This window comes from Halomonas sp. YLGW01, assembly GCF_014840935.1.
Taxonomy (GTDB): domain Bacteria; phylum Pseudomonadota; class Gammaproteobacteria; order Pseudomonadales; family Halomonadaceae; genus Onishia.
This window is the reverse complement of record NZ_CP062005.1, coordinates 2123755-2148380: the sequence shown is the minus strand read 5'-3', so window position 1 is coordinate 2148380 and position 24626 is coordinate 2123755. Positions and strand designations below refer to the sequence as shown.

The following is a 24626-nucleotide window of genomic DNA, read 5'->3' as shown; positions in this document are numbered from 1 at the left end:
CGAGCGAGATCGGGGGGCGCCGGAAGGAGGATGCGGGCTCAGTAGCAGGCGGGGGAGGCCAGCTCGGCGCGCAGCGAGTTGGGCAGGGCCTCGGTGATTTCCACGTCTACAAAGTGGCCGATCAGTTCGGCCGGGTTGGGGGCGCGGAAGTTGACCACCCGGTTGTTCTCGGTGCGGCCGGTCAGCTGGCCCGGGTCCCGGGGCGAGAAGCCGGTGACCAGGATGCGCTCGACGTTGCCCACCATGCGGCGGCTGATCTGCATCACGTTCTGGTTGAGGCGCTCCTGAAGGATCGCCAGTCGCTCCTTCTTGACCGACTCAGGGGTCTCGTCGTCGAGTTCGGTGGCGGGAGTCCCCGGCCGGGCCGAATAGACGAAGCTGAAGGAATGATCGAAGCCGATGCGATGGATCAGGTCCATGGTGGCCTCGAAGTCGGCCTCGGTCTCGCCAGGGAAGCCGATGATGAAGTCCGAGGAGAAGCTGATCTCCGGTCGCAGGGCGCGGATGCGTTCGAGCTTGTCGACGTATTCCTCGACCGTGTGACCGCGTTTCATGGCGGCCAGGACGCGATCCGAGCCGGCCTGAACGGGCAGGTGCAGGTGGCTGACCAGTTCCGGGATCTCGCCATAGGCCTCGATCAGCGAATCCGAGAACTCCACCGGGTGGGAGGTGGTGAAGCGGATGCGGTCGATGCCCTCGACGGCGGCCACGCAGGCGATCAGCTCGGCCAGGTCGATCTCGTCGCCGAGCTGGTTCTCGCCGCGGTAGGCGTTGACGTTCTGCCCCAGCAGGTTGATTTCGCGCACGCCCTGATCGGCCAGGTGAATGACCTCGTCCATCACCGACTCGAAGGGCCGCGAGACCTCCTCGCCGCGGGTGTAGGGCACCACGCAGAAGGTGCAGTACTTGGAGCAGCCTTCCATGATCGAGACGAAGGCGGTGGCGCCGTCAGAGGTGGGCTTGGGCAGGTGATCGAACTTCTCGATTTCCGGGAAGGTCACGTCGACCACCGAAATCGGCTCGGCGCTCTTGTTGCGTGTATCGAGCATGGTCGGCAGGCGGTGCAGGGTCTGGGGACCGAACACCATGTCGACGTGGGGCGCCCGCTTGCGCAGTGCCTCGCCTTCCTGGCTGGCCACGCAGCCACCCACGCCGATCACCAGATCCGGGTTCTTTTCCTTGAGCTTCTTCCAGCGACCGAGCTGATGGAACACCTTCTCCTGCGCCTTCTCTCGGATCGAGCAGGTATTGAGCAGGATGACGTCGGCATCGCGCTCGTCGTCGGTCATTTCGAGCTGATGGGACTCACCGAGCAGATCCGCCATACGGGAGGAATCGTACTCGTTCATCTGGCAGCCGTGGGTCTTGATGAAGAGTTTCTTCGTCATAACAATGGGCCGAGACCGTGAGAGCCTCGGCGCGTCCGTCACCGAAATTGGGAATGAAGGCGGGCAGGGCCCGAGGCCGGGCGGCCCGCTCAGTAGATGCCTGGATTATACGTATCCGGCGGCGGCGCGGCCAGCGCCCCGGGGCTGTGCTATTCTGGCCGCCGTCAAGGAAATCGTGCGGCGCATCCTTGCATGACGCACAGGTTAAAAATTGAACAATCCGTGGCAATTCCAGGCCTTGCGCCGACTGCCACGCGATCGTCGGCGGTTTTCCCAAGACTTATCCACAGAAAGTGTGGATGGGACAAGGTCTCATCGCGGTGCCACCGTCACAGGACGTCCGGTGGCCTGAGCAACCTCGTGTGGGCAGGCGGCCACGAGCCTCCATCGCCCTGATAGACGGCAGACTTATGCGAACATTCAACTCTGTGATGCTGGGGCTCTCCCTGGCGACCCTGACGCTGGGGGCCAAGGCCCAGGAGACCACTGACCCGGAGCTCTGGGTCTCGGACGAACTCACCACCTTCGTGAGAAGTGGGCCTACTGATGGCTACCGCATCATCGGTACCTTGACCGCGGGGGACCCGGTCGAGCGACTCGAGACCAGCGGGGACTATTCACTGGTCGAGGGCCCAGGAGGGGATCAGGTGTGGATCCTCTCCTCCAACCTTCAGCAGGAGAAAAGTGCCACCGCCCAGTTACCGGTTCTCCAGGAACGCGTCGAGACCCTGAGCGACGAACTCGAGGGCATCAGCGAGCAGTGGAAGGGGCGGTTGGCCTCCACGACCGACGCGCTCGAGCAGCGCGAGGCGCGCATCGTCGATCTCGAGAGCCGCAACGAGGTGCTGCAGGATCAGTACAGTGAGTCTCAGGAGCGGCTGCGTGGCCTGCAGGCACGGCTGGACACCCAGGAAGAAGATCTGCTGCTGCGCTACTTCATGTATGGCGGCGGCGTGGCCGGCGGTGGCCTGCTGGTCGGGCTGATCGTTCCTCACCTGCCCAGGCGTCGCAAGAAGAACGACCGCTGGTTCTGAGGCGTCGGGTAGCGAAGCGACCGGGGCCGAGTGATCGGGTCTGATGTGACAGGAGCGCACATGAGCAATGAATGGATCTCGCGCTGGCGTGAGGGGCGGATCGGCTTTCACCGCCAGGTCGAGCACCCGGCACTGGTGCGGCACTGGCCGCGCTTGGGCGTCGAGGAGGGAGCCAAGGTGCTGGTGCCGCTATGCGGCAAGAGCCTGGACATGCGCTGGCTCGCCGCCGCGGGGCATCCGGTGCTGGGGATCGAGCTGGCCTCGCTTGCCATCGAGCAGTTCATCGCCGAGGGGGGGGAGTCCTCCCGCTATCGCCAGGGCGACTTCGAGATCTGGCGCCAGGGTAGCATCGAACTGTGGTGTGGCGATTTCTTCCACTTCCACACCCAGCAGGCCGCGGATCTGGGCGCCTTCTATGATCGGGCGGCCCTGATCGCGCTGCCGGAGGCGACCCGCCAGCGCTACGCCTTTCACCTGGCGCAGTTGATGCCGCCCGGTGCTCGGGGGCTGCTGATCAGCCTGACCCGTACCCCCGGCGACGAGGCCGGACCGCCTTACAGCGTGCCTGCCGATGAGGTGCGCGCACTGTTCGGGCCCAACTTCGAGGTGGCGCATCTCGAGGATGGCGAGCCCGAGCCCAACGGCTGGCGGGAGAGTGTCTGGTCGCTGGTGCGCCGTGGTCCGCGGGCGGGGCATGGTCAGGGGCCGGGCTACTAGCCCCGCATGGCGGTCTTGGCTGTCGACTCTTGCCCCCTGGGACTGATCATCGTCGGGCGCCAGGGTCAGGCCCTTGTGGAGGCGACAGAGCGGTGGCCGGACGCCGAGCATAGCCCTGCAGGCACCACAGGCCGAGCAGGGGGCCCGGCAGCAGCAGCCAGGCGAGCCAGGGGCCGATGGCCTGCCACAGCGGAATCAGGATCAGCAGCGACAGCATGGAGATCGCGAAGCCGATGGCGTTCTGCAGCGTCAGGGCGCTGCCGACGATGCTCGCCGGGCAGGCCTTGGCGGAGAGCGACGAGAACTGCGGAGAATCGACCACCGCCAGAGCGCTCCACAGGGCGAGGAAGGCCACCAGGCCCGCCGCCGGCAGCCCGTCGAGGAGGGGGTAGAGCGCACAGCACAGGCCGGAGCCCGCGAGGGCGAATCTTGCTACCTGACGGCTGCCCAGGCGCGCGCTGAAGGCTCCGCCGATCCAGCAGCAGGGCCCGCCGATGGCGATCAGCGCGAAGGCCCCGAAGGCCAGTTCGGCGGTACTTAGCCCGGGCCAACTTGCCGCGAGCATCAGCGGTAGCAGGGCCCACAGGGTGTAGAGCTCCCACATGTGCCCGAAGTAGCCGCCGGCCGCATGGCGGAAATCGGCGATCCGGAAGGCCGCCAGGCCCGCCAGGCGGGTCCCCCGTGTCGGGATTGCGCCTGGGGTGGTGCGATCCTGGCGCGGGGCCTCACCCAGTCGCCAGACCATGGCCCCGCCCAGCATGGCCAACAGCGAGGCGCTCCAGACGCCGCCCCGCCAGGAGAGCGAGACGCCCTCCAGCGCCCCCAGGGCGCGCAGGCCGTGGGGCAGGGCGGTGCCGAGCACCAGCATGCCCACCAGCCAGGCCAGGCCAACGCCGCTGCGTCCCGGCGTCCAGCCCACCATCAGCTTCATGCCCACCGGATAGATGCCGGCCAGACACAGGCCGGTGATCACGCGTAGCCCCACCGCCCCGTAAAGGCCGCCGGCCCAGGGCAGCAGGGCGTTGGAGAGCGCGCCCAACAGGCAGCAGACGGCGAACAGTCGGCTGGCATCGAGCCGGTCGGCCAGCCCCGCCAGGCCGATGATCAGGGTGCCGAGCAGGAAGCCGCCCTGAACGGCACCGGTCAGCCAGCCCAGATCGGCCGGCGCCAGTGACCAGAGCACCATCAGCTCCGGGAGCACGGCATTGGGAGTGAACCACAGGGCGGTACCGAGCAGCTCGGCGATGGCGAGAATCAGGATGGGCATGGGAACGTGAACGCAGCAGGAAAAATGAAAAGGCCCGGCAGTGCCGGGCCGTGGGTCACAGGGCAGGGGCTCTCAGTATCTTAGAGGCCCATGGCCGAGGACGTCGAGCGCCGTGGGTCGGCACCCCCGTAGTACGCGTCATCCTCGATCAGTATCGACTGGGCCGCGCCCATGGCGGACTGCTGGCGGAGGGTATGGCCCTTGGCCTCGAGCAGCGCGATCGTATCCGGGCTGATGCCGTCCTCGATGCGAATCTCGTCGGGCAGCCATTGGTGGTGGATGCGTGGCGCGCTGACCGCCGACTGGATGTTCATGTGGTGATCGATGACGTTCATCAGCACCTGCAGGGTGGTGGTAATGATTCGCGAGCCGCCGGGGCTGCCGGTGATCAGGAAGTTCTTGCCGTCCTTCTTGACGATGGTCGGCGTCATCGAAGAGAGCATGCGCTTGCCGGGCTCGACCTTGTTAGCCTCGCCGCCGATCAGGCCATAGGCGTTGGGCACGCCGGGCTTGGCCGAGAAATCATCCATCTCGTTGTTGAGCAGGAAGCCGGCGCCATCGACCACGATCCCCGAGCCGTAGCTGAAGTTGATGGTGTAGGTGTTGGAGACCGCCAGGCCATTGCCGTCGGTGATCGAGAAGTGAGTGGTCTCGTTGGACTCGTAGGGCAGCGGGTTGCCCGGTGCCAGGGTGGCGCTGGGGGTGGCCTCGTCCATGTCGATGCCTTCGCGAAGCTCACTGGCGTAGGCCTTGGAGGTAATGCCCGCAAGGGGTACCTCGACGAAGTCGGTGTCGCCCAGATATTCGGAGCGATCGGCGTAGGCGCGCTTCATGGCCTCGGCCATCACATGGATGGTGGCCGCGGAATTGAAGCCCATGGCGCCGATATCATAGTCCTCGAGAATGTTGAGCATCTGCACGATGTGGGCGCCGCCGGAAGAGGGTGGGCTCATGGCGTAGATGTCATGGCCGCGATAGGTGCCGTGGCTCGGCTCGCGAATGATCGGCTGGTAGGCGGCCAGGTCCTCCATGGTGATCAGGCCGTCATGGGCCTGCATCTCGGCAACGATCATCTCGGCCGTCTCGCCTTCGTAGAACTCCCGGGCTCCCTCGGCGGCGATGCGCTTGAGGGTGGCGGCGAGATCCGGCTGACGGAAGGTGTCACCGACCCGATAGGGGCTGCCATCTTCCTTGAAGAACTTCGCTCTGGAGGCCTCCCAGGGTTCGAAGTTCATGCGGGCATCTCGGATGCCGTCGACGAAGCGCTGAGGCAGCGGGAAACCGTTCTCGGCCAGATCGATGGCTGGGGCCAAGGCTTCGGCCAGGCTCATGGTGCCGTATTGTTCGAGAGCCATGGCCAGGCCGGCGACGGTGCCCGGTACCCCGGCCGCCAGGTGGGTGAAGCGGGAGCGCTCGGTCACCGGGTTGCCGTCCGCGTCCTGGAACATGGTCTCGGTGGCGGCGGCCGGCGCCATCTCGCGGTAGTCGATGGCGATGACCTCGCCGCTCGCTTCATCCGAGATCAGCATGAAGCCCCCGCCGCCGATGTTGCCCGAACGGGGTTGGGTGACCGCCAGGGCGAAGCCGGCACTGACCGCGGCATCCACCGCATTGCCCCCGTCGGCCAGTACGTCATGTGACACCTGGGAGGCGAGGAAGTGGCTGGTGGCGACCATGCCCTGGGTGCCGACTTCCGGGTGGAAGCGTTCGCCCTCGAGGATCGCCTGCTGGGCGAAGGCGCCGGGGGCGAATGACAGGGTGCCGGCCAGCAGGCCAAGGGCCAGCGAGCGTCGAAGGGGGAATGGGGGCATGACCGTCTCCTTGGTGATGGGGGGCTCTTCACTCTTCTCGCTACCCACTATTGTCGCTATGCGCAGGGGCCGCAAGGAAATGCCCGACAGGTGAGCGGCAGTCATCTGGCTCCGGCCATCCTGGTCTGCCGGGGGCGCCGGCGCCCGGCCTTGCTGCTAGAATGGCGGCCTGTTATCTCGCCATTCATCCTTTCCAAGGAGCCAGCCCTGCCCATGAGCGATGCAACGCCAGACTTCAAGATCGCACCCTCGATTCTTTCTGCCGACTTCGCCCGCCTCGGGGAAGAAGTCGATGATGTGCTGGCCTCCGGCGCCGACATCGTGCATTTCGACGTCATGGACAATCACTATGTGCCCAACCTGACCATCGGCCCGATGGTCTGCGAGGCGTTGCGCAAGCACGGCGTCACCGCCCCCATCGATGCCCACCTGATGGTGCGCCCGGTGGATCGACTGATCGGCGACTTCATCGATGCCGGTGCCAGCTATATCACCTTCCACCCGGAAGCCTCCGACCATATCGATCGCTCGCTTGCGATGATCCGCGATGGTGGCTGCCAGGCCGGCCTGGTGTTCAACCCGGCCACGCCGCTGTCCTATCTCGATTACGTGATGGACAAGGTCGACATGATCCTCTTGATGAGCGTCAACCCGGGCTTCGGCGGCCAGTCGTTCATCCCCGGCACCCTCGACAAGCTGCGCGAGGTGCGCCGACGCATCGATGCCAGCGGCCGCAACATCCGCTTGGAGATCGACGGCGGGGTGAAGGTCGACAACATCGCCGAGATCGCCCGTGCCGGGGCCGACACCTTCGTCGCCGGCTCGGCGGTGTTCAAGGCCCGCAACCCCGACGACCCGAACCGTTATGAGAGCGTGATGCAGGCCTTCCGCGACGAGCTGGCGAAGGTCTGAGTCGCATGACAGTCTCGCCCTGCTGGCATCTCTATATGCTCGAGACCGCCGCTGGTCATCTCTACACCGGTATCACCACCGATGTGTCGCGGCGTCTCGAGGAGCACCGCGGCGGCGTTCGCGGCGCCAAGGCCCTACGGGGCAAGGGGCCGCTGACCCTCATGCACCACGAGGCCGTGGGCGAGCGGGGGGAGGCTCTGCGGCTCGAGGCGCGGGTGAAACGGCTGTCGGCGGCGGGCAAGCGTGCCTGGCTCGAGGCGCGTCGTAATGAAGCGCCAGGTCAAGTGCATCAGCAGGTGCTATCCCCTCCATGATGCTCTATATAAGGGAGAGTCATCGCAGCGCCCCGCACCGCACCGCCGCCGGGTATCGATGACGGCTCCTATGTCTGACCTGCTGTTTGACCGTCTATTTGACCAACCCTGCGGTGAGCACACCGCTTGAGCCTTCGAGGACGTGCTATGGAAATGGATGCCCTGATGACCTACCTGAAGACCGCCGGCGCCGGCTTCGCCGTCGACCTGGTGGCCGCCATCGCCATCTTTGTGATCGGCCGCTGGGTGATATCGCTGGTGCACCGGCTGAGTCTCAGGGCAATGGAGCGGGCGAAGGTCGAGCCGCTGCTGGTCAAGTTCCTCGGCAACATCGTGCGGACCCTGTTGCTGATTGTGGTGGTGCTGGCCGCCATCAACCAGGTCGGCATCCAGACCACCTCGCTGATCGCGGTGCTCGGTGCCGCCGGCCTGGCCGTCGGCCTGGCGCTGCAGGGCTCGCTTGCCAACTTCGCCGCCGGGGTGCTGGTGATCATCTTTCGCCCCTACAAGATCGGCGACTACGTCGAGGCCGGTGGCGTGGCCGGCACCGTCGATGACGTGCAGATCTTCACCACCGAGCTCAAGACCGGTGACAACCGCAAGATCATCGTGCCCAACGGTCAGATGATGAACGGTGCCATTACCAACTACTCCGCGCACGATACCCGTCGGGTCGACCTGGTGGCGAGTGTCGGTTATGAGGTCGATATCGATACCGTGCGCCGGGTGCTCGAAGAGGTAGTCGCCAATGATGGCCGGGTGCTCGAGACGCCGGCGCCCAATATCCGCATGAGCGCGATGATGGATTCCAGTGTGAACTGGATCGTGCGGCCCTGGGTAAAGGCCAGCGATTACTGGGACGTGTACTGGGGAATGACCGAGGAGATCAAGCGGCGCTTCGATGCCGAAGGCATCAGCATTCCCTTCCCGCAGCGCGACGTGCATGTCTATCACCACGATGATCAGAAGGCTGGGGTATCCAGGCCCTGATCCACGGGCGTTGATCCACGATTCTTCACCTGTGGCGCTCGGCAGCGCCACACAACTAAAAGGCCGCCGAGTGTCCTCGGCGGCCTTTTAGTTGCAGCGCCGCGCAGCGGCCGATCGAGTCGGACTTAGTGCAGCTTCATCTTCGGCTTGAGGAAGCGGTTGAGGCCATCGACGACCACCGTCATGCCGGTCTTCACCGTGCCGTGGATGGCGAGCTGGTGCATGCGATAGAGCGAGGCATAGAAGACCTTGGCCAGGCGGCCCTCGATGAACAGCGAACGCGCGGAGGCGCCGCGCATCAGCGAGCCCACGGCATCGAAGTGCGCCAGCGAGATCAGCGAGCCGCGATCCTGGAAGGTGAAGTCCTTGAGCGGCTTGCCGTCGAGGGTGGCGACCAGGTTGCGGAAGAGGGTGCCGGCCTGCTGGTGGGCTGCCTGAGCCCGCGGAGGTACCGTCTTGCCGTCATCCTGAGGGCAGCTGGCGCAGTCGCCGAAGGCGAAGATGTGCGGGTCATCGATGCTCTGCAGGGTGCGCTCGACCTTGAGCTGGTGGTTGCGCTGTGTGGAGAGCCCCAGCTCGGAGAGAAAGGCGGGAGCCTTGATGCCGGCCGCCCAGACATTGAGATCGGTCTCGATGCGGGTGCCTTCGGCGGTCATGAAGCCTTCTTCATCGGCACAGGTCACCTTGGTATCCACGTGCACGTTCACGCCCAGGTTTTCGAGCTCCTTGTGCACCGCCTGGCTGATGCGCTCGGGCAGGGCCGGCAGGATCCGCGGGGCCGCCTCGATCAGGTGGACCTCGAGCTGTGTGCTCTTGAGCTCCGTGAAGCCATAGCTGTTGAGCATCTTCGAGGCACCGTACAGCTCGGCGGCCAGCTCCACCCCCGTGGCACCGGCGCCGACGATGCCGACCGCCAGCTTGGGGTGGACGCGGCGCTCCGGGTCGCTGTAGCGCAGGAAGGTGTTGAGCATGTCGTGGCGGAAGGCCTCCGCCTGGTGCGGGCTATCGAGGAAGTGGGCATGTTCGGCGACGCCCGGCGTGCCGAAATCGTTGGAGACGCTACCCAGCGACAACACCAGGTAGTCGTAGTCCAGCTCACGGGAGGGCAGGACCACCGTCTCGCCGTCGTCATCGATAATCGGCGCCAGGGTCAGCTTCTTGGCATCGCGATCCAGGTTGCTCAGGGTGCCGCGCTGGAAGCGATAGCCGTGGGCCTTGGAATGGCCCTGGTAGGAGACCTCGTCGAGGCCGGAATCGAGCACGCCGGTGGCGACCTCGTGAAGCAGCGGCTTCCAGATGTGGGTGGGGTTGCGGTCGACGAGCACGATCTCGGCGCGCTGGCGTTTGCCCAGCTTGCGGCCTAGCCGAGTCACCAGCTCGAGCCCGCCGGCGCCACCGCCGACCACCACGATGCGTGGTAGAGACATGGGACACTCCGTTGATGAGTGGAAAGGTTGAGAGACGCAAGAATCGCCTGGGTCAGGCAGGGCGTCTCATGGGGACTGCTGGACGCGATGAGGCGCGAACGTCGATCCCCCGAGGGCTCTCCACCTGGTAGCGGCGACGGCTGATGCCTAGGATATGCCTCTGTCGGGCCTCTGCCTATGGGGAAGGGCGAGTTTTGGCCATGTTTTTTCGTAATATTACATGCATAAAATGGATGTTGGCCTGTAGACACCGCTAAAAACTCTGAGAAGGAAGGAATTTTTTATGCATGACCTGGTTCGCGACATCCGCCTGGTGGCTTTTGACCTAGATGGCACCCTGATCGACTCGGTCCCGGATCTGGCGGTGGCGGTGGATGCCGCCCTCGAGGATCAGGGGGTCGCCCCGGTCGGCGAGGCGCGGGTGCGGGACTGGGTCGGTAACGGGTCCTGGCGCCTGGTCGAGCGGGCCCTTGAGGCGGCGCTTGAGCGCCCGGCGGATCAAGGTGTGCTCGAGGCCTGCCATGCACGCTTTCTCGCGCATTACCACGCCTCACCGGTTGAGCGCACCCGGCTTTATCCCGGGGTGCGCGAGGCGCTTGAGGGGCTCATCGCCCATGGGTTGTCGCTGGTCCTGATCACCAACAAGCCGCAGGCCTTCATCGCCCCGATCCTTGAGCACTTTGCGCTCAATGACGCCTTCGCCCTTTGCCTGGGCGGCGATTCACTCGACGAGAAGAAACCCCATCCGGCGCCCTTGCTGCATGCGGCGGCGCATTTCGGGCTGTCGCCGGAGGCCTGCCTGATGGTCGGTGATTCACGCCACGACATCGAGGCCGGCAAGCGCGCCGGCTTTCGCACCCTGGCCGTGCCTTATGGGTACAATCACGGCGAATCGGTGACCGACAGTGGCCCCGATGCGGTAGTTGAATCGCTTTCTGAACTCGTTTAGGGTTCTTTTTTAAAGCGGGGCTATAAAAAACGCCTAAGCAATAATATTTTGTTATAACGGATTCCCCATGACGCTGGACACCCGTCACTCCTCTCAAGATGCACTTCACCAGGGCCCTGCGGGCCTGATGCGTGACGTCAAGCGTTGGCGATGGTGATGCCGACCAGGCGAGGCGGGTACGCCGCTGTACCCTTCTGTTTAGTGCGCTAGGCTCGCCCCTGTGTAAGACTCCCCGCTTAAGTGATTCATTCTTGAAGGAAGATGCCGGGCATGATGACTCCCGAACGCTTCAATGAGCTGGCCGATGCCGGCTACAACCGCATTCCGGTGACCCGCGAGGTCCTCGCCGATCTCGACACTCCGCTGTCGACTTACCTGAAGCTGGCCAACGCGCCCTGGACCTTCCTGCTCGAGTCGGTGCAGGGCGGCGAGAAGTGGGGCCGCTACTCGATCATCGGGCTGCCCAGCCGCGAGCGTATCGAGGTGCGCGGCTATGAGGTGCGTCATCTCAAGGATGACGAGGTGCTGGGCGCCAGCCGGGTCGAGGATCCGCTGGCATGGATCGAACAATTCCAGCAGCGCTTCAAGGTGCCGCGTCTCGATGATCAGCCACGCTTCGACGGTGGCCTGGTCGGCTACTTCGGCTACGACACCGTACGCTACGCCGAGCCTCGCCTCGCCGGCGTCGACAAGCCCGATCCTCTGGGCGTGCCGGACATCCTGCTGATGGTCTGCGATGACCTGGTGGTGTTCGACAACCTGTCCGGTCGCCTGACCCTGTGGACCCACGTCGACCCGGCCATCGAGGGCGCCTATGCCATGGCGCGCGAGCGCCTCGAGCGCCTCGAGATTCAACTGCGCAGCGCCACCATCGCCACCCAGAGCCCCGGCACGGGGAGACGCGCCGTCGAGGAAGGCCATTTCAGCTCCGGCTTCACCGAAGACGGTTTCAAGGCCGCGGTAGAGAAGATCAAGGAGTACGTGCTGGCCGGCGACGTCATGCAGTGCGTGCCCTCACAGCGCATGTCGATTCCCTATCAGGCGCCTCCGCTCGATCTGTACCGGGCGCTGCGCAGCCTCAATCCCTCGCCCTACATGTTCTTCTTCAACCTCGAGGATCATCATGTGGTGGGCTCCTCGCCGGAGATCCTGACGCGTCTGGAGGATGGCGAGGTCACCGTGCGTCCGATCGCCGGTACGCGGGTGCGCGGCGCCACCGAGGCCGAGGATCAGGCGCTGGAAGCCGATCTGATGGCCGACCCCAAGGAGATCGCCGAGCACCTGATGCTGATCGACCTGGGCCGCAACGACGTGGGCCGGATCAGCCAGACCGGCACGGTCAGGGTCACCGACCAGATGGCGGTGGAGCGTTATTCCCACGTCATGCATATCGTCTCCAATGTCACCGGGCAGCTGAAACCGGGGCTGTCGGCGATGGACGTGCTGCGTGCCACCTTCCCGGCGGGGACCCTGTCAGGGGCGCCGAAGATCCGCGCCATGGAGATCATCGACGAACTCGAGCCGGTCAAGCGCGGCATCTATTCCGGCGCCGTGGGCTACCTCTCCTGGCATGGCAACATGGATACCGCCATCGCCATCCGTACCGCCGTCATCAAGGACGGCCAGCTGCACGTTCAGGCGGGTGCCGGGGTGGTCGCCGATTCGGTGCCCGAGCTCGAGTGGCAGGAGACCCTCAACAAGGGGCGTGCCCTGTTCCGCGCCGTGGCCATGGCCGAGCGCGGCCTGGATAACCTGGAGTAGGCACGCAACCGAGCCTCGCCGATGGCCATTGCCGGATCTTCGGGCGAGGCTCGCCGCGTGACCTTCGGCCCGCCTCGATGCTCCCTACCTGGATGGCGTCTGCGCCGGCTCGGCGACAATCGTAAAATATGAGTTTTATTTAATATTAGGTAAGCTTTTTCTTGATAGCTTGAGGATGGTGATCGCAGTCGCTGGCCACGGATTGACTGCCTGCCCGACATCGCCGGCTCGCCGCCCCAGTGAGCGGGCTGGCCCGAGCGATGGAGGGTATCGCTGACTCATTAGCGCTTGTTGAGGCAATAGAGATCACGTTAGGGGGAGTCATGACAGACGCACAGCCGTCACGCATCACGACCGATATTCCCGGGCTGGAGAGGATCCTTCATGGAGGCTTCCTGCCCGGACGCTCCTACCTGGTGTCCGGAGGCCCGGGGACGGGCAAGACGACGCTTGGTCTTCACTTTCTTTCCGCCAAGCCGCCGGGAGAGCAGGCCCTGCTGGTCAGTCTCGGCGAGGCGGATCGCAATATCCGCAGCGATGCGCGAAGCATCGGCATGACGCTCGAGGGGGTAGTCACCCTGGATCTCTCGCCGACGGCACAAACGAGCGAGTCCTCGACCTATACCCTGCTCGAACCCTGGGAGGCGGAGCCGCCCGACATCCGCTCGCGTATTGAGGCGGCCTTTCCCGAGGGGCCGCCGGCGCGGGTCTTCATCGATGCGCTCAGCCAGTTTCGACACCTGGTGCCCGACACCTTCCAATTCCGCAGGCAGGTGATGGCGCTGCTCGAATACCTGACGACGGCCGGGTCGACCCTGCTGTTCACCTCGGAGCAGGGGTCTCAGGCCGACGAGGACCTGCAGTATCTGGGCGATGGGATCCTGCAGCTCGACCGCACGCAGGCCGGGCGGACTCTCTCCGTGGTCAAGTTTCGTGGCTCCGGCTTTGCCGAAGGCCGGCATACCTTTCGCTTGGATGGTCGCGGCATGAGCGTCTTCCAGCGCCTCGTGCCGAGCGAACACGGTCAGCCCTTCGTGGCCGAGTCGATTCCTTCAGGGGTCGCCGAGCTGGATGCCCTCTCCGGTGGCGGCCTCGGCAAGGGGACGGTGACGATCATCTCGGGCCCCACGGGGGTGGGCAAGACCTCGCTGGGGGTGCAGTTCATGCGGGAGGCGGCGAGCCGTGGGGAACGGTCGGTCATCTTCAGTTTCGAGGAAAGCCTGGCGACGATCAGTCATCGCTGTAAACAGGTCGGCATCCCGCTGGATCAGATGATCCAGGACGATTCGCTCGGGGTGGAGGAAGTCGAGCCACTGCGCTACTCACCGGATGAATTCGCCTGGCGGGTCCGCCGGGAGGTCGAGGAGCGGGGCGCCACGATGGTGATGATCGATAGCCTCTCGGGCTATCGGCAGTCGGTGCGGGGCGAGGATGTGGTGACGCATGCCCATGCCCTGTGCCGGTACCTGGCCAACATGGGCGTCACCGTGCTGCTCGTCAACGAGGTCGGCTCGATTGCCGGCGCGGAGATTCGTGTGACCGAGCTCGGCATCAGCTACCTGGCCGATGCCGTCCTGATCCTGCGCTACATCGAATTCGATGGCGAAATGCGCAAGACCATCGGCATGCTGAAGAAGCGCACGGGCGACTTCGAGAAGACGCTGCGTGAGTTCGATATCACCTCCGAGGGGCTGAAGATCGGTGAGCCCTTGACCGGCTTGCGAGGCATCCTGCGCGGAGCTCCCGAGCTGGCCTCCCGCGAGGCGTCCCCAGTGGCCGGCTCGTGACGGCCAGCAGCATGGCAGGCCGCCGGCCCATGCGCGTCGAGATTGCCCTGCAGGCCAGCGCGGATCGTGATCTGCTGGTCCAGACCCTCGGTGCCGACGAGAGCCTCTCTCCCGTCGGGCTCGAGCAGGGCGCAAGCTTCAGCGGCGCGGCCGACCTGCTGATCCTCGACCCCACGCTGCTGCAGCGTCAGCGGGCGCTGGTCAGCCGCCTGCGCGCACAGGCGCATCCGGTGATCTTGCCGGTGCTGATGCTGGTACCGGGGCAGCGCGTCTCGTCCGATGCCCTCGAGCAAGAGCTCGGGCAGGCCGTGGAAGACGTGCTGCGCCTGCCGACCACTGCGCCCGAGATCCGGGCCCGAGTCCGCAACCTGTTGCGTCTCAGGGAGTTGTCGCAGCAGCAGTCGCGAGCGCACGACGTGACTCGCCAGGCGTTTGATGGGGTGAGCCGTGCCTTGAAGACCCTGAACGCCTGCAATGAGGTGATGCTGCGGGAATCAGACGAGGACGGACTGATAAGCGCCGTGTGCCGGATGATCACCCAGTCCGAGGGGTATGACCTGGCCTGGGTGGGACGACTCGACGAGGGGACCGCGTCCCTCGCAAGCATTGCCATCGCCGCGGTGTCGGGGGCCGCGGCGGGCTATACGGATGGTCTCGAGGTGCGCTTGGGCGATAGCCCATGGGATGGCGCCGCCATCGGTAAGGCTCTCTCGACGGGTCGTCCCCAGGTCGTTTCCGACCTGATGGCGGATACCCGCATGGCGCCCTGGTGGCCACAGATGGAGGCCTGGGGGTTGAACAGTGTGATCCTGCTGCCCCTGCGCACCCACTATGGACCCCATACTGTCCTGGCCGTGTATTCCCGGCATCGGGGTGACTTCGACGACGAGGAGAATGGCCTGCTGGAGCGCCTGGCCGACAATCTCGCGCTGGGGGTGGACAAGGTGCGGATGTGGCGTGAGCGTGAGCTCAAGGACCGGGAAATTTGGCGCCTCGCCTACAAGGATTCCCTCACCGCCTTGCCCAACCGGCGCTCCCTGCTGCAATGCCTCAAGCGGGTCGCGGCCGGTGACGGCAAGGGGCGCAGTGCTGCCGTGCTGTTCATCGATCTCAATGACTTCAAGCTGATCAATGATGCGCTGGGCCATGCGGCCGGCGATGAGGTGCTCAAGCGGGTGGCCAGGCGCATCCAGGACACGCTTCGACAAGGCGACCTGGTGGGCCGGCAGGGCGGCGATGAATTCATTGTCGTCATGCTCGAGGAACCCGGTCAGCCAGCACCGAACGAGGACGATGGCGTCAAGCGTCTGACCCGCGGCGCCGAAGCCCTCGCCGGCAGGGTGCACCGGGCCCTGCACAAGCCGTTCGACATCGAAGGCTACCAGCATCATCTCGGCGCGAGCATAGGTGTCAGTCTGTTTCCCTACTCTGGTGACGATGTGGAGCTCGTGATCGAGCAGGCCGATATGGCCATGTACCAGGCCAAGGACTCCGGGGCGCCACTGGTGTTCTATTCCCAAGACCTCGGCAGTGGTCGACAGCAACGCTTGACCCTGGAGGCGGAGCTCTATCACGCCCTGGCCGCCGACCAGTTCATTCTGCACTATCAGCCGATCTGGGACATCGCCAGCGGCAGCATTGTGGGGGTCGAGGCCTTGATCCGGTGGAAAAAGGCCGACGGCAGCATGATATCCCCCGGGACCTTCATCCCCTTGGCCGAGGAGCTAGGGTTGATCGGCGACCTGGGAGACTGGGTGCTGAAGACCGCGGCTCGGCAGCTGGCCGCCTGGCGCCGCGAGGGGGTCGAGGTCTGGATGGGGGTCAACCTGTCCGTGAGTCAGTTGCAGGGCAAGCGGGCGGCGGCACGCATCCATGAGATCATCACGTCAGAAGAGACGCAGCCGGGCTGGTGGTCGCTGGAGTTGACCGAAGATACCCTGATGCGCTCCCCCGAGCAGGTGGCCGAGGCGATGCACTGGCTGAGTGAAGAGGGGTTTCGCCTGTCGCTGGATGACTTCGGCCAGGGCTATTCCTCGCTGGCCCGGCTGCAACTGATGCCGCTGGATACCCTCAAGATCGACAAGATGTTTGTCGACCGCCTGGAAGAGGAGGGCGCCGGAGGAAGCATCGTCCGTGCGATCACGGACCTGGCGCGCAACCTCTCGTTGGCCACCGTGGCCGAGGGGATCGAGACAGAGCAGCAGAAGAACCAGCTTGCCGACATCGGCTGTCAGCTCGGCCAGGGCTTCTGGTTGAGCGCGGCGCGACCGGGCAACGAGATTCCCGGCCTCGTTCGGCAGGGCGTACCGCGGGGCGATGAGCGATAGGCGGCCCCCGCGGCGATCCTCCTTGACAGGTGTGAGGCCTGCCCAGCACTATTGACGGCATGAAGACACCAGATCATGCACATCCAGCCCCGCGGTGGTGGCGCTCCTGACGCAGGGGCGGCACTTGGGCGTCTGGAGATAATGCCGCCGTCAGGGCGGCATTTTTGTGTCTGCTGATTCCCTGCACGGCGGATATGAGCACGTGGCGGATTCCGGTCAAGCCTGCTGAGCGCGACGACCGGTCGCCACACCGACGACGAGTAGAAACAGGATCATAAAGCCATGTCCGTTCTCATGTTGGACAATTACGACAGCTTTACTTACAACGTGGTGCAGTACCTCGCCGAGCTCGGAGCCGAGGTCGAGACCCACCGCAACGATGCCATTACGATCGAAGAGATCGAGGCCATGGCACCGGGCCATATCGTGATCTCGCCGGGGCCCTGCACGCCCACCGAAGCCGGCATTTCGCTTGAGGTGATTCGCCATTTTGCCGGGCGCGTGCCGATCCTCGGCATCTGCCTGGGCCACCAGGCCATCGGTCAGGTGTTCGGCGGCCAGGTGGTGCGCGCCCCCCAGGTGATGCACGGCAAGACCTCCAAGGTGCGTCACCTGAATACCGGCGTGTTCACCGGCCTCGAGAATCCTCTCGAAGTGACCCGCTATCATTCGCTGGTGGTGGCCGAGGATAGCGTGCCGGACTGCCTCGAGGTCACCGCCTGGGTCGATGACGACGACGTCACCCCGGGGCTGATCATGGGCCTTAGGCACAAGACACTGGATATCGAGGGGGTGCAGTTCCACCCCGAATCGATCCTCACCCGGCAGGGTCACGAGCTGCTGGCCACCTTTCTGCAACGTGGTTGAGCGTTGATCGCCACCCCAGGACATGGATCGCAAGGAGAGACAAGATGCAGATGCGAGAGGCGATCGACGCCGTGATGCGCGGCCAGAGCCTGAGCTATGAACAGACCCATGGCGTGATGCACACCATCATGACCGGCGAGGCCACCGACGCCCAGATCGGCGGCTTCCTGGTGGGACTGGCCATGAAGGGCGAGACCGCCGAGGAAATCAGCGCCGCCGCCCAGGTGATGCGCGAGCTGATGATCCCGGTGGAGGTCCATGGCGAGAACGTCGTCGATATCGTCGGCACCGGCGGCGACGGCGCCAACCTGTTTAATGTCTCGACGGCGGCGAGCTTCGTGGTTGCCGCGGCGGGGGCGCATGTCGCCAAGCACGGCAACCGTGGCGTGTCCTCGTCGTCGGGCAGTGCCGATCTGTTCAGCGTCGCCGGGATCAATCTCGATCTGACGGCCGATCAGGTGTCGCGTTGCATCGATCAGGTCGGGGTCGGCTTCATGTTCGCCCCCAATCACCACACCGCCATGCGTTATGCGGTGGGGCCGCGCCGCGAGATGGGCGTGCGCACCCTGTTCAATATCCTTGGTCCGCTGACCAACCCGGCCAGCGCCCCCAACCAGTTGCTCGGCGTCTATTCCGCCAAGCTGTTGCCGTTGATGGCCGAGGTGCTCAAGCGCCTGGGCAGCGAGCACGTGCTGGTGGTTCACGCCGAGGACGGTCTCGACGAGATTTCCCTGGCGGCGCCGACCCATGTGGCCGAGCTCAAGGACGGCGAGATCACCCAGTACACCATCGTCCCCGAGGACTTCGGCGTCCAGCGCCAGTCGCTGAGTGCCCTCAAGGTGTCTACCGCCGACGAGAGCCTGGCCCTGGTCAAGCAGTCGCTGGTGGGCGAGGGGCCGGCGGCGGATATCGTCGCCCTTAACGCCGGGGCGGCCCTGTACGCCTCCGGGGTGGCTGACACCCTCAAGGAAGGCGTACTGATGGCCCAGGATGCCCAGGCCTCGAAGCTGCCGGCGGAGAAGCTCAAGGAGCTTGCCGATTTCACCCGGGTCTTTGCGGCCTGACCGCAGCCTCTGGATGCGGCCCTCGTATACGGCCTTTGGAACCTAGGAACGTCTGACATGACTCCAACTCAAGATATTCATTCTCAAGGCGCTCAGTCTCAAGACCGCCTGCCGACCATCCTGGCGCGCATTCTGGCCCGCAAGGACGATGAGGTTGCCGAGCGCCGCCAGGCTGTCAGCGAAGACGAGCTTCATGAACTCGCCGCCCGCCAGGCGCCGCCGCGTGGCTTCGTTGCCGCCCTGGAGGCCCGCATTGCGGCCGGTGACCCGGCGGTGATCGCCGAGGTCAAGAAGGCCTCGCCCTCGAAGGGCGTGATGCGCGAGGACTTTCGTCCCGCCGAAATCGCTCGTGCCTACGAGCGCGGCGGGGCGGCCTGCCTGTCGGTGCTCACCGATGCCGACTTCTTCCAGGGCCATGAGGATTACCTGATCGAGGCGCAGGACGCCTGTGGGCTGCCGGTGATCCGCAAGGACTTCATCACCCACGGCTATCAGGTCGTCGAGGCTCGCGCCATCGGTGCCGACTGCATTCTGCTGATCGTCGCCGCCCTGGATGATGCGCGCCTCAAGGCGCTGCATGACCAGGCCGTGGCGCTGGGCATGGATGTGCTGGTGGAAGTGCATGATGTCCATGAGCTTGAGCGGGCGCTGGCGTTGGATCTTACCCTAGTCGGCATCAACAACCGCGACCTGCATACCTTCGAGACCCGCCTGGAGACCACCTTCGAGCTGCTCGAGCGCATTCCCGACGGCGTGATGGTGATCACCGAGTCCGGTATCCATGGCCGCGAGGACGTGGCGCGGATGCGCGAGCGCGGCGTGCATGGCTTCCTGGTCGGCGAGGCCTTCATGCGCATGGAGGATCCCGGCGCGGCGTTGGAGGCGATGTTCTACTGATCGGTTAGGTGGCTCCCAGGCCTACTGACTGATGGTCAGGGTGGACCTGATGTTCAGCCAGTAGGTGTCCGATGCGACGACTGGGCCCCCGGCGAGCAATCGCCGGGGGCCCAGTGCGTTTGGAGCTGGGAGAAGACCTAGGCAGGGTGTCGATCAGGCCGCATGGCGGGAGAGGGTCGCCGAGGGCGACTCCCCGAACAGCTGGCGATAGTCCTGGGCGAACTGTCCCAGGTGATAGAAGCCCCAGTCGGCGGCTACCTGGCTCACCGTGGTCTCGCTGTCCGGGGAGCACAGGCGTCGTCGTACCCGGTTGAGCCTTGTGGCGCGCAGGAACTGGATGGGGCTGATACCGAGGATGCTAGTGAAGCTGTATTGCAGGGTGCGCTGGCTGACGTGGGCGATCTCGCAGAGCTCGCTTACGGCCACCGGCGGTGCCTCGCAGATTTCCAGGTGCGCCTTGATGCGATCCACCACTTGCTTGCGGTGGCGATAGCTTGGTGGCATCTCGGTATTCGGTGTTTCCTCTCGCAGGATCTCCAGGAGCGCCAGGCTCAAGATGTCCTGATGGACCTTGACCGACAGCTGCTCACGCCGCGTGCCTAGCAGGCGTTCGATGAGAAAGCCGGTGGCCCTCCGGGTATGGTCGGGCAACTGCAGGCGCATTAGCTGGTCGGGGTTTGCCTGCAGTAGCGGACTCGCGGTGCCGCCGGCGGCCCGGGTCAGCCATTGTCGGCTGACCACCAGCCCGTAGATGCCGAAGGCATCCGGGGTCACCAGCTCGAAGTCATGGCCGCCTGGCTGGCACATCACCTCCTGCGCGCCCACTGGATGCCCGTTGATGCGGCAGCCTTGGCTCGCGACGGGAATGCCGATCCACAGCGAATCCGGCCAGACGTTGCACTGCTGGCCGAGCGCCCTGCTGGTGTACTCCTTGAAGACCTGCATCTCGTCGAGGTGGACCTCATCGATGCGCCCGTAGAAGGCGCCCTTACCGAATTGATCGTACTCCTGAGACCAGTCGGTCAGGTTATGAGCGTGTTCGTTGGCGTCCCATGCCTCCCATATGCACTTCCTTGGTGCATTCTCTGCTGCATGATGTGCCAGCGACATGGTCGTTCACTCCCTCCCATGGAGCATGTTCTGCCTTTCCATGAGCTAACTGCTTGTTGGTGTTGGTTTATTTAGTTTTGCCGGAAAACGATAACGCCATCATCGGCGTGCTCGATACCCTTTATGCAAGCAAGTTTCGTTCCGTCTGCGGTCCCGGCCGCCGACGAATAGATGCATCCAGGGAGACGATCATGGCCAAGGCTTACCATTACACGCTGGGTAGCCAATGCTATCGCTTCAAGAGCCTGGCCGAGCTGATGGCCAAGGCCACCCCAGCGCGCTCCGGCGATCGGCTGGCGGGCGTCATCGCCAACTCCGCGGAGGAGCGGGTGGTGGCGCAGATGGCGCTGGCGGAGCTGCCGCTGCGCACCTTCCTCGAGGATCATCTCATCCCCTATGCCGAGGATGAGATCACGCGGCTGATCATCGACACCCACGATGCCAAGGCGTTTGCCCCCATCAGCCACCTCACCGTCGGCGACTTTCGCAACTGGCTGCTGAGCGACCTGGCCACCCCGGAGGTGCTGACGCGCGTCCAGGCCGGCATCACGCCCGAGATGGCCGCGGCGGTGAGCAAGCTGATGCGCAATCAGGATCTGATTCTGGTCGCCCGCAAGTGCCGGGTGACCTCGGCCTTTCGCAATACCATCGGCCTGCCAGGGCGGCTCTCGACCCGCTTGCAGCCCAACCACCCGACCGATGATGTGACCGGCATCGCCGCCAGCATCCTCGATGGCCTGCTCTACGGCAACGGAGATGCGGTGATCGGCATCAATCCGGCCACCGATAACGTCGCCCAGAGCATCAAGCTGATGAACCTGATGGATGAGGTGATTCAGAAGTATCAGATTCCCACCCAGTCTTGTGTGCTGACCCACGTCACCAACACCCTGGAGGCCATCGAGCAGGGCGCCCCGGTGGACCTGGTGTTCCAGTCGATCGGCGGCACCCAGGCCACCAACGAGAGTTTCGGCTTCGATCTCGGCGTGCTCGCCGAGGCCCAGGACGCGGCCAGGAGCCTCAAGCGCGGCACCGTAGGTGACAACGTCATGTACTTCGAGACCGGCCAGGGCAGCGCCCTGTCGGCCAACGCCCACCATGGCCTCGATCAGCAGACCTGTGAGGTACGTGCCTATGCGGTGGCGCGCCACTTCGAGCCGCTGCTGGTCAACACCGTGGTCGGCTTCATCGGCCCCGAGTACCTGTTCGACGGCAAGCAGATCATCCGGGCGGGGCTCGAGGATCACTTCTGCGCCAAGCTGCTCGGCGTGCCGATGGGCTGCGATATCTGCTACACCAATCACGCCGATGCCGACCAGAACGACATGGATAACCTGCTCACCCTGCTGGGGGTGGCGGGCTGCACCTTCATCATGGGCATCCCCGGCTCCGACGACATCATGCTCAACTACCAGACCACGTCCTTCCACGACGCCCTCTATGCGCGCCGGGCGCTGGATCTGTCGCCGGCCCCGGAGTTCGAGCGCTGGCTTAGCGAGATGGCGATCTTCGATGACGTGGCCAAGCACCGCCCCAGCGCCGCCTTGCCAGATTCCTTTGCTCGGTCGCTTGCCAACCTGCCTGCCGCCGGAGCCGATCAATGACCACGAAAGCCCTCGATCACGGCGCGATATCCCACGCGCACGGCGTGACCGACAACCCCTGGCATCATCTTCGCCAGTTCACCGATGCCCGCATCGGCCTCGGCCGCGCCGGCATCAGCCTGCCCACCGCGTGCTCGCTGGAGTTTCAACTGGCCCATGCCCGTGCTCAGGATGCCGTGCACCTGCCCCTGGATGTCGAGACCCTGTGTCGGGACCTCGAGGCCCTGGAGGGGCTCGAGGCGAGTCTGCCGATCCAGCGCCTGCACAGCCTGGTGCCCGACCGCTTGACCTATCTGCAGCGCCCGGACTGGGGCCGTCGCCTCGATGAGGCGTCCCGGCAGCGGCTGAGTCAGGCAGGCCATGCCCCGCAGCCCGCCTTCGATCTGGCCATCACGGTGGTCGACGGTCTGTCGTCGCTTGCCGTGCAGCACAACGCCGTCCCCTTTCTTGAGGCGCTGACCCAGGCGCTTGCCGACGACGACCAGCCCTGGTCGCTGGCACCGCTCTCGGTGGTCGAGCAGGGCCGGGTGGCGATCGGCGATGAAGTCGGCGAGCTGCTCAATGCGCGGGTGGTGCTGGTGTTGATCGGTGAACGCCCGGGGCTCAGCTCGCCGGATAGCCTGGGCCTCTACATGACCTGGGGGCCAGCGGTCGGGCTCACCGATGCCTACCGCAACTGCATCTCCAACGTGCGGCCGGCGGGGCTCGCTTTCGCCGAGGCGAGCCGGCGGCTTCTGTACCTGTTGCGTGAATCCCGGGCCAAGGGACTGTCCGGCGTCAAGCTCAAGGATCGAACGCAGGATGATGTCATCGAGTCCTCGGGAGGCATTCGTAATTTCCTGATCTCCTGACGGCTTCATCAGATGGGCACCTGGCAGTGCTGTCAGGCGTCTCCTGCGTCACCCGTGTCATCTCCAATAACAACGATGAGAGGTATTCCCATGAACGACCCGACCCTCGACCAGGATTACCTGGCCAAACGACAGCTGAAGAAAGGCACGGCGGGCTGGATCCTGCTGGCCGGTCTCGGCGTTTCCTACGTGATCTCCGGCGATTTTGCCGGCTGGAACTTCGGCATCGCCGAGGCCGGCTGGGGCGGCTTCGTGATTGCCGCGGCCCTGATGGGGCTGATGTACTTCGCCCTGGTGCTGTCGCTCGCCGAGATGTCGGCGGCGATTCCCGCCGCCGGGGGCGGCTACAGCTTCGCCCGCCAGGCCATGGGGCCGGCGGGGGGCTACCTGACGGGACTGGCCGTGCTGATCGAGTATGCGCTGGCGCCCGCGGCGATCGTCATCTTCATCGGTGCTGCGGTGGAGGAGCTCTTGGGCATCAACGGCCCCGTGGTGTACGCGCTCTTCTATGCTGTCTTCATCGGCATTCACCTGGCCGGCGTCGGTGAGGCGCTGAAGGTGATGATGGTGATCAGTGGCCTGGCCGTGTTCGCCATCATCGCCACCGCGCTTGCCCTGATCGGTGTCTTCGATGCCAGTCGGCTGTTCGATATCGCGCCGACCGATGCCGCCGGCGCCAATGCCTTCATGCCCTTCGGCTGGGCCGGGGTGTGGGCCGCGCTTCCCTTCGGCATGTGGCTGTTCTTGGCCGTGGAAGGCGTGCCGCTGGCCGCCGAGGAAGCCAAGAACCCCGCCCGCGATGTGCCCAAGGGGATCATCGGCGCGATGCTCTTCCTGGTGGTGACGGCGCTGCTGGTCGTGGTGCTGCTGGCCGGCGCCGCCGGTGCCGGGGCGATCGGCCAAAGCGGCGTGCCGCTGGTGGATGCCCTCAAGGCCGCGGACTATGCGACCCTGGCCACGCTGGTCAATGTGCTGGGTCTTGCCGGCCTGATCGCGTCCTTCTTCTCGATCATCTACGGCTACAGCCGTCTGGTGTTTGCCCTGTCCCGGGCCGGCTACCTGCCCAAGATGCTGTCGCTGACCAGTCGCCGCAAGGCGCCAACCTGGGCGCTGGTGGTGCCGGGTGTGTTCGGCTTCCTGGTGTCGCTGAGCGGCGAGGGGGATCTGATCCTGGGCATGGCCGTGGTAGGCGCGACGCTGTCCTATGCGCTGATGGCGCTGAGCCATATCCTGCTACGCCTGAAGCGTCCGGAGCTGCCGCGTCCCTACAAGACCCCCGGTGGCATCTTCACCTCGGCCGTGGCCCTGGTGCTGTCGCTGGTGGCCCTGTCCGGCGTCTATGCCTTCGATCCGCGGGCCTTCAACTACACCCTGGTGCTGTTCGCGATCGGGGCGGCCTACTACTTCCTTTACAGCAAGAATACGCTGGTGGCGAAGACCGCGGATGAGGAATTTGCGCTGGTGGCCGATGCCGAGAGCAGCCTGGAGGATGCCGAGGTGGCACCCGCCAACGCCTGACGGCGAGTAGTCTCACTACGACGCGTCTCAC

20 protein-coding genes are annotated in these 24626 nt (G+C 65.0%); 15 read left to right on the top strand and 5 right to left on the bottom strand.

The genetic code is table 11. The features are described from left to right. Window positions 1–38: 38 nt before the first annotated feature. Window positions 39–1388, bottom strand: coding sequence for a tRNA (N6-isopentenyl adenosine(37)-C2)-methylthiotransferase MiaB (miaB, locus tag IEJ03_RS09930; protein WP_192034706.1), 1350 nt, complete (start codon window positions 1386–1388; stop codon window positions 39–41). 410 nt (window positions 1389–1798) lie between these two features. On the opposite strand from miaB, the gene IEJ03_RS09925 reads away from it, so the two are divergent. Both IEJ03_RS09925 and IEJ03_RS09920 read left to right on the top strand, forming a co-directional pair. Continuing rightward, on the top strand, window positions 1799–2422 hold the full coding sequence (locus IEJ03_RS09925) for a TIGR04211 family SH3 domain-containing protein (protein WP_192034705.1): 624 nt from the start codon (window positions 1799–1801) through the stop codon (window positions 2420–2422). Between the two features lie 60 nt (window positions 2423–2482). Further along, a complete protein-coding gene (locus tag IEJ03_RS09920; protein ID WP_192034704.1) occupies window positions 2483–3139 on the top strand; it encodes a thiopurine S-methyltransferase in 657 nt (218 codons plus the stop codon). Between the two features lie 46 nt (window positions 3140–3185). Here IEJ03_RS09920 and IEJ03_RS09915 read toward each other — a convergent pair whose 3' ends face one another. Together IEJ03_RS09915 and ggt are read right to left on the bottom strand one after the other, a co-directional pair. Then, window positions 3186–4406, bottom strand: coding sequence for an MFS transporter (locus IEJ03_RS09915; protein WP_192034703.1), 1221 nt, complete (start codon window positions 4404–4406; stop codon window positions 3186–3188). Window positions 4407–4486: 80 nt separating this feature from the next. Then, window positions 4487–6217, bottom strand: a complete 1731-nt coding sequence (ggt, locus tag IEJ03_RS09910) for a gamma-glutamyltransferase (protein ID WP_192034702.1) — start codon at window positions 6215–6217, stop codon at window positions 4487–4489. A gap of 213 nt (window positions 6218–6430) precedes the next feature. Between ggt and rpe the strand changes: the two genes are divergently transcribed. The 3 genes from rpe to IEJ03_RS09895 all read left to right on the top strand — a co-directional run bounded on the left by rpe (window position 6431) and on the right by IEJ03_RS09895 (window position 8433). Then, complete coding sequence (gene rpe, locus IEJ03_RS09905) at window positions 6431–7129, top strand: ribulose-phosphate 3-epimerase (RefSeq protein WP_192034701.1); 699 nt, start codon at window positions 6431–6433, stop codon at window positions 7127–7129. 5 nt (window positions 7130–7134) lie between these two features. Further along, on the top strand, window positions 7135–7443 hold the full coding sequence (locus IEJ03_RS09900) for a GIY-YIG nuclease family protein (protein WP_242457930.1): 309 nt from the start codon (window positions 7135–7137) through the stop codon (window positions 7441–7443). 147 nt (window positions 7444–7590) lie between these two features. Continuing rightward, window positions 7591–8433: a mechanosensitive ion channel domain-containing protein gene (locus tag IEJ03_RS09895; RefSeq protein ID WP_192034700.1), complete on the top strand. Its 843-nt coding sequence runs from the start codon at window positions 7591–7593 to the stop codon at window positions 8431–8433. Window positions 8434–8558: 125 nt separating this feature from the next. On the opposite strand, the gene IEJ03_RS09890 is transcribed toward IEJ03_RS09895, so the two are convergent. Then, a complete protein-coding gene (locus IEJ03_RS09890; RefSeq protein ID WP_192034699.1) occupies window positions 8559–9860 on the bottom strand; it encodes an NAD(P)/FAD-dependent oxidoreductase in 1302 nt (433 codons plus the stop codon). 283 nt (window positions 9861–10143) lie between these two features. Between IEJ03_RS09890 and IEJ03_RS09885 the strand changes: the two genes are divergently transcribed. From IEJ03_RS09885 to trpC, 7 genes are all read left to right on the top strand, one after another. After that, window positions 10144–10809 carry a phosphoglycolate phosphatase gene (locus IEJ03_RS09885; RefSeq protein ID WP_192034698.1) on the top strand — a complete coding sequence of 222 codons (666 nt, stop codon included), beginning with the start codon at window positions 10144–10146 and terminating at the stop codon, window positions 10807–10809. 273 nt (window positions 10810–11082) lie between these two features. Further along, window positions 11083–12570: an anthranilate synthase component I gene (gene trpE / locus IEJ03_RS09880; RefSeq protein WP_192037272.1), complete on the top strand. Its 1488-nt coding sequence runs from the start codon at window positions 11083–11085 to the stop codon at window positions 12568–12570. 323 nt (window positions 12571–12893) lie between these two features. Further along, the gene (locus IEJ03_RS09875) at window positions 12894–14357 is read left to right on the top strand and encodes an ATPase domain-containing protein (RefSeq protein WP_192034697.1); all 1464 of its coding nucleotides are present in this window, start codon (window positions 12894–12896) and stop codon (window positions 14355–14357) included. 29 nt (window positions 14358–14386) lie between these two features. Further along, window positions 14387–16684 (top strand): EAL domain-containing protein, encoded by a 2298-nt coding sequence (locus IEJ03_RS09870; protein ID WP_192034696.1) that lies wholly within the window; start codon window positions 14387–14389, stop codon window positions 16682–16684. 282 nt (window positions 16685–16966) lie between these two features. Then, window positions 16967–17551 carry an aminodeoxychorismate/anthranilate synthase component II gene (locus tag IEJ03_RS09865; protein WP_192034695.1) on the top strand — a complete coding sequence of 195 codons (585 nt, stop codon included), beginning with the start codon at window positions 16967–16969 and terminating at the stop codon, window positions 17549–17551. Between the two features lie 44 nt (window positions 17552–17595). Then, window positions 17596–18615, top strand: a complete 1020-nt coding sequence (gene trpD / locus IEJ03_RS09860; RefSeq protein WP_192034694.1) for an anthranilate phosphoribosyltransferase — start codon at window positions 17596–17598, stop codon at window positions 18613–18615. Window positions 18616–18672: 57 nt separating this feature from the next. After that, window positions 18673–19512, top strand: coding sequence for an indole-3-glycerol phosphate synthase TrpC (trpC, locus tag IEJ03_RS09855; protein ID WP_192034693.1), 840 nt, complete (start codon window positions 18673–18675; stop codon window positions 19510–19512). Between the two features lie 153 nt (window positions 19513–19665). Here trpC and IEJ03_RS09850 read toward each other — a convergent pair whose 3' ends face one another. After that, window positions 19666–20622, bottom strand: coding sequence for a helix-turn-helix domain-containing protein (locus IEJ03_RS09850; RefSeq protein WP_192034692.1), 957 nt, complete (start codon window positions 20620–20622; stop codon window positions 19666–19668). 191 nt (window positions 20623–20813) lie between these two features. Here IEJ03_RS09850 and IEJ03_RS09845 point away from each other — a divergent pair, with 191 nt between their 5' ends. The 3 genes from IEJ03_RS09845 (at window position 20814) to eat (ending at window position 24595) form a co-directional block, all read left to right on the top strand. Further along, window positions 20814–22226 carry an ethanolamine ammonia-lyase subunit EutB gene (locus IEJ03_RS09845; protein WP_192034691.1) on the top strand — a complete coding sequence of 471 codons (1413 nt, stop codon included), beginning with the start codon at window positions 20814–20816 and terminating at the stop codon, window positions 22224–22226. Then, complete coding sequence (gene eutC, locus IEJ03_RS09840) at window positions 22223–23077, top strand: ethanolamine ammonia-lyase subunit EutC (RefSeq protein WP_192034690.1); 855 nt, start codon at window positions 22223–22225, stop codon at window positions 23075–23077. Before IEJ03_RS09845 ends, eutC begins: the two co-directional genes overlap by 4 nt. Window positions 23078–23167: 90 nt before the next feature. Next, window positions 23168–24595, top strand: a complete 1428-nt coding sequence (eat, locus tag IEJ03_RS09835) for an ethanolamine permease (protein WP_192034689.1) — start codon at window positions 23168–23170, stop codon at window positions 24593–24595. The last annotated feature ends 31 nt before the right edge of the window (window positions 24596–24626 follow it).

Excerpts from the sequence above, each read along its gene's own strand:
- miaB (WP_192034706.1), bottom strand. The coding sequence starts at position 1,388 with ATGACGAAGAAACTCTTCATCAAGACCCACGGCTGCCAGATGAACGAG.
- IEJ03_RS09925 (WP_192034705.1), top strand. The coding sequence starts at position 1,799 with ATGCGAACATTCAACTCTGTGATGCTGGGGCTCTCCCTGGCGACCCTG.
- IEJ03_RS09920 (WP_192034704.1), top strand. The coding sequence starts at position 2,483 with ATGAGCAATGAATGGATCTCGCGCTGGCGTGAGGGGCGGATCGGCTTT.
- IEJ03_RS09915 (WP_192034703.1), bottom strand. The coding sequence starts at position 4,406 with ATGCCCATCCTGATTCTCGCCATCGCCGAGCTGCTCGGTACCGCCCTG.
- ggt (WP_192034702.1), bottom strand. The coding sequence starts at position 6,217 with ATGCCCCCATTCCCCCTTCGACGCTCGCTGGCCCTTGGCCTGCTGGCC.
- rpe (WP_192034701.1), top strand. The coding sequence starts at position 6,431 with ATGAGCGATGCAACGCCAGACTTCAAGATCGCACCCTCGATTCTTTCT.
- IEJ03_RS09900 (WP_242457930.1), top strand. The coding sequence starts at position 7,135 with ATGACAGTCTCGCCCTGCTGGCATCTCTATATGCTCGAGACCGCCGCT.
- IEJ03_RS09895 (WP_192034700.1), top strand. The coding sequence starts at position 7,591 with ATGGAAATGGATGCCCTGATGACCTACCTGAAGACCGCCGGCGCCGGC.
- IEJ03_RS09890 (WP_192034699.1), bottom strand. The coding sequence starts at position 9,860 with ATGTCTCTACCACGCATCGTGGTGGTCGGCGGTGGCGCCGGCGGGCTC.
- IEJ03_RS09885 (WP_192034698.1), top strand. The coding sequence starts at position 10,144 with ATGCATGACCTGGTTCGCGACATCCGCCTGGTGGCTTTTGACCTAGAT.
- trpE (WP_192037272.1), top strand. The coding sequence starts at position 11,083 with ATGACTCCCGAACGCTTCAATGAGCTGGCCGATGCCGGCTACAACCGC.
- IEJ03_RS09875 (WP_192034697.1), top strand. The coding sequence starts at position 12,894 with ATGACAGACGCACAGCCGTCACGCATCACGACCGATATTCCCGGGCTG.
- IEJ03_RS09870 (WP_192034696.1), top strand. The coding sequence starts at position 14,387 with ATGCGCGTCGAGATTGCCCTGCAGGCCAGCGCGGATCGTGATCTGCTG.
- IEJ03_RS09865 (WP_192034695.1), top strand. The coding sequence starts at position 16,967 with ATGTCCGTTCTCATGTTGGACAATTACGACAGCTTTACTTACAACGTG.
- trpD (WP_192034694.1), top strand. The coding sequence starts at position 17,596 with ATGCAGATGCGAGAGGCGATCGACGCCGTGATGCGCGGCCAGAGCCTG.
- trpC (WP_192034693.1), top strand. The coding sequence starts at position 18,673 with ATGACTCCAACTCAAGATATTCATTCTCAAGGCGCTCAGTCTCAAGAC.
- IEJ03_RS09850 (WP_192034692.1), bottom strand. The coding sequence starts at position 20,622 with ATGTCGCTGGCACATCATGCAGCAGAGAATGCACCAAGGAAGTGCATA.
- IEJ03_RS09845 (WP_192034691.1), top strand. The coding sequence starts at position 20,814 with ATGGCCAAGGCTTACCATTACACGCTGGGTAGCCAATGCTATCGCTTC.
- eutC (WP_192034690.1), top strand. The coding sequence starts at position 22,223 with ATGACCACGAAAGCCCTCGATCACGGCGCGATATCCCACGCGCACGGC.
- eat (WP_192034689.1), top strand. The coding sequence starts at position 23,168 with ATGAACGACCCGACCCTCGACCAGGATTACCTGGCCAAACGACAGCTG.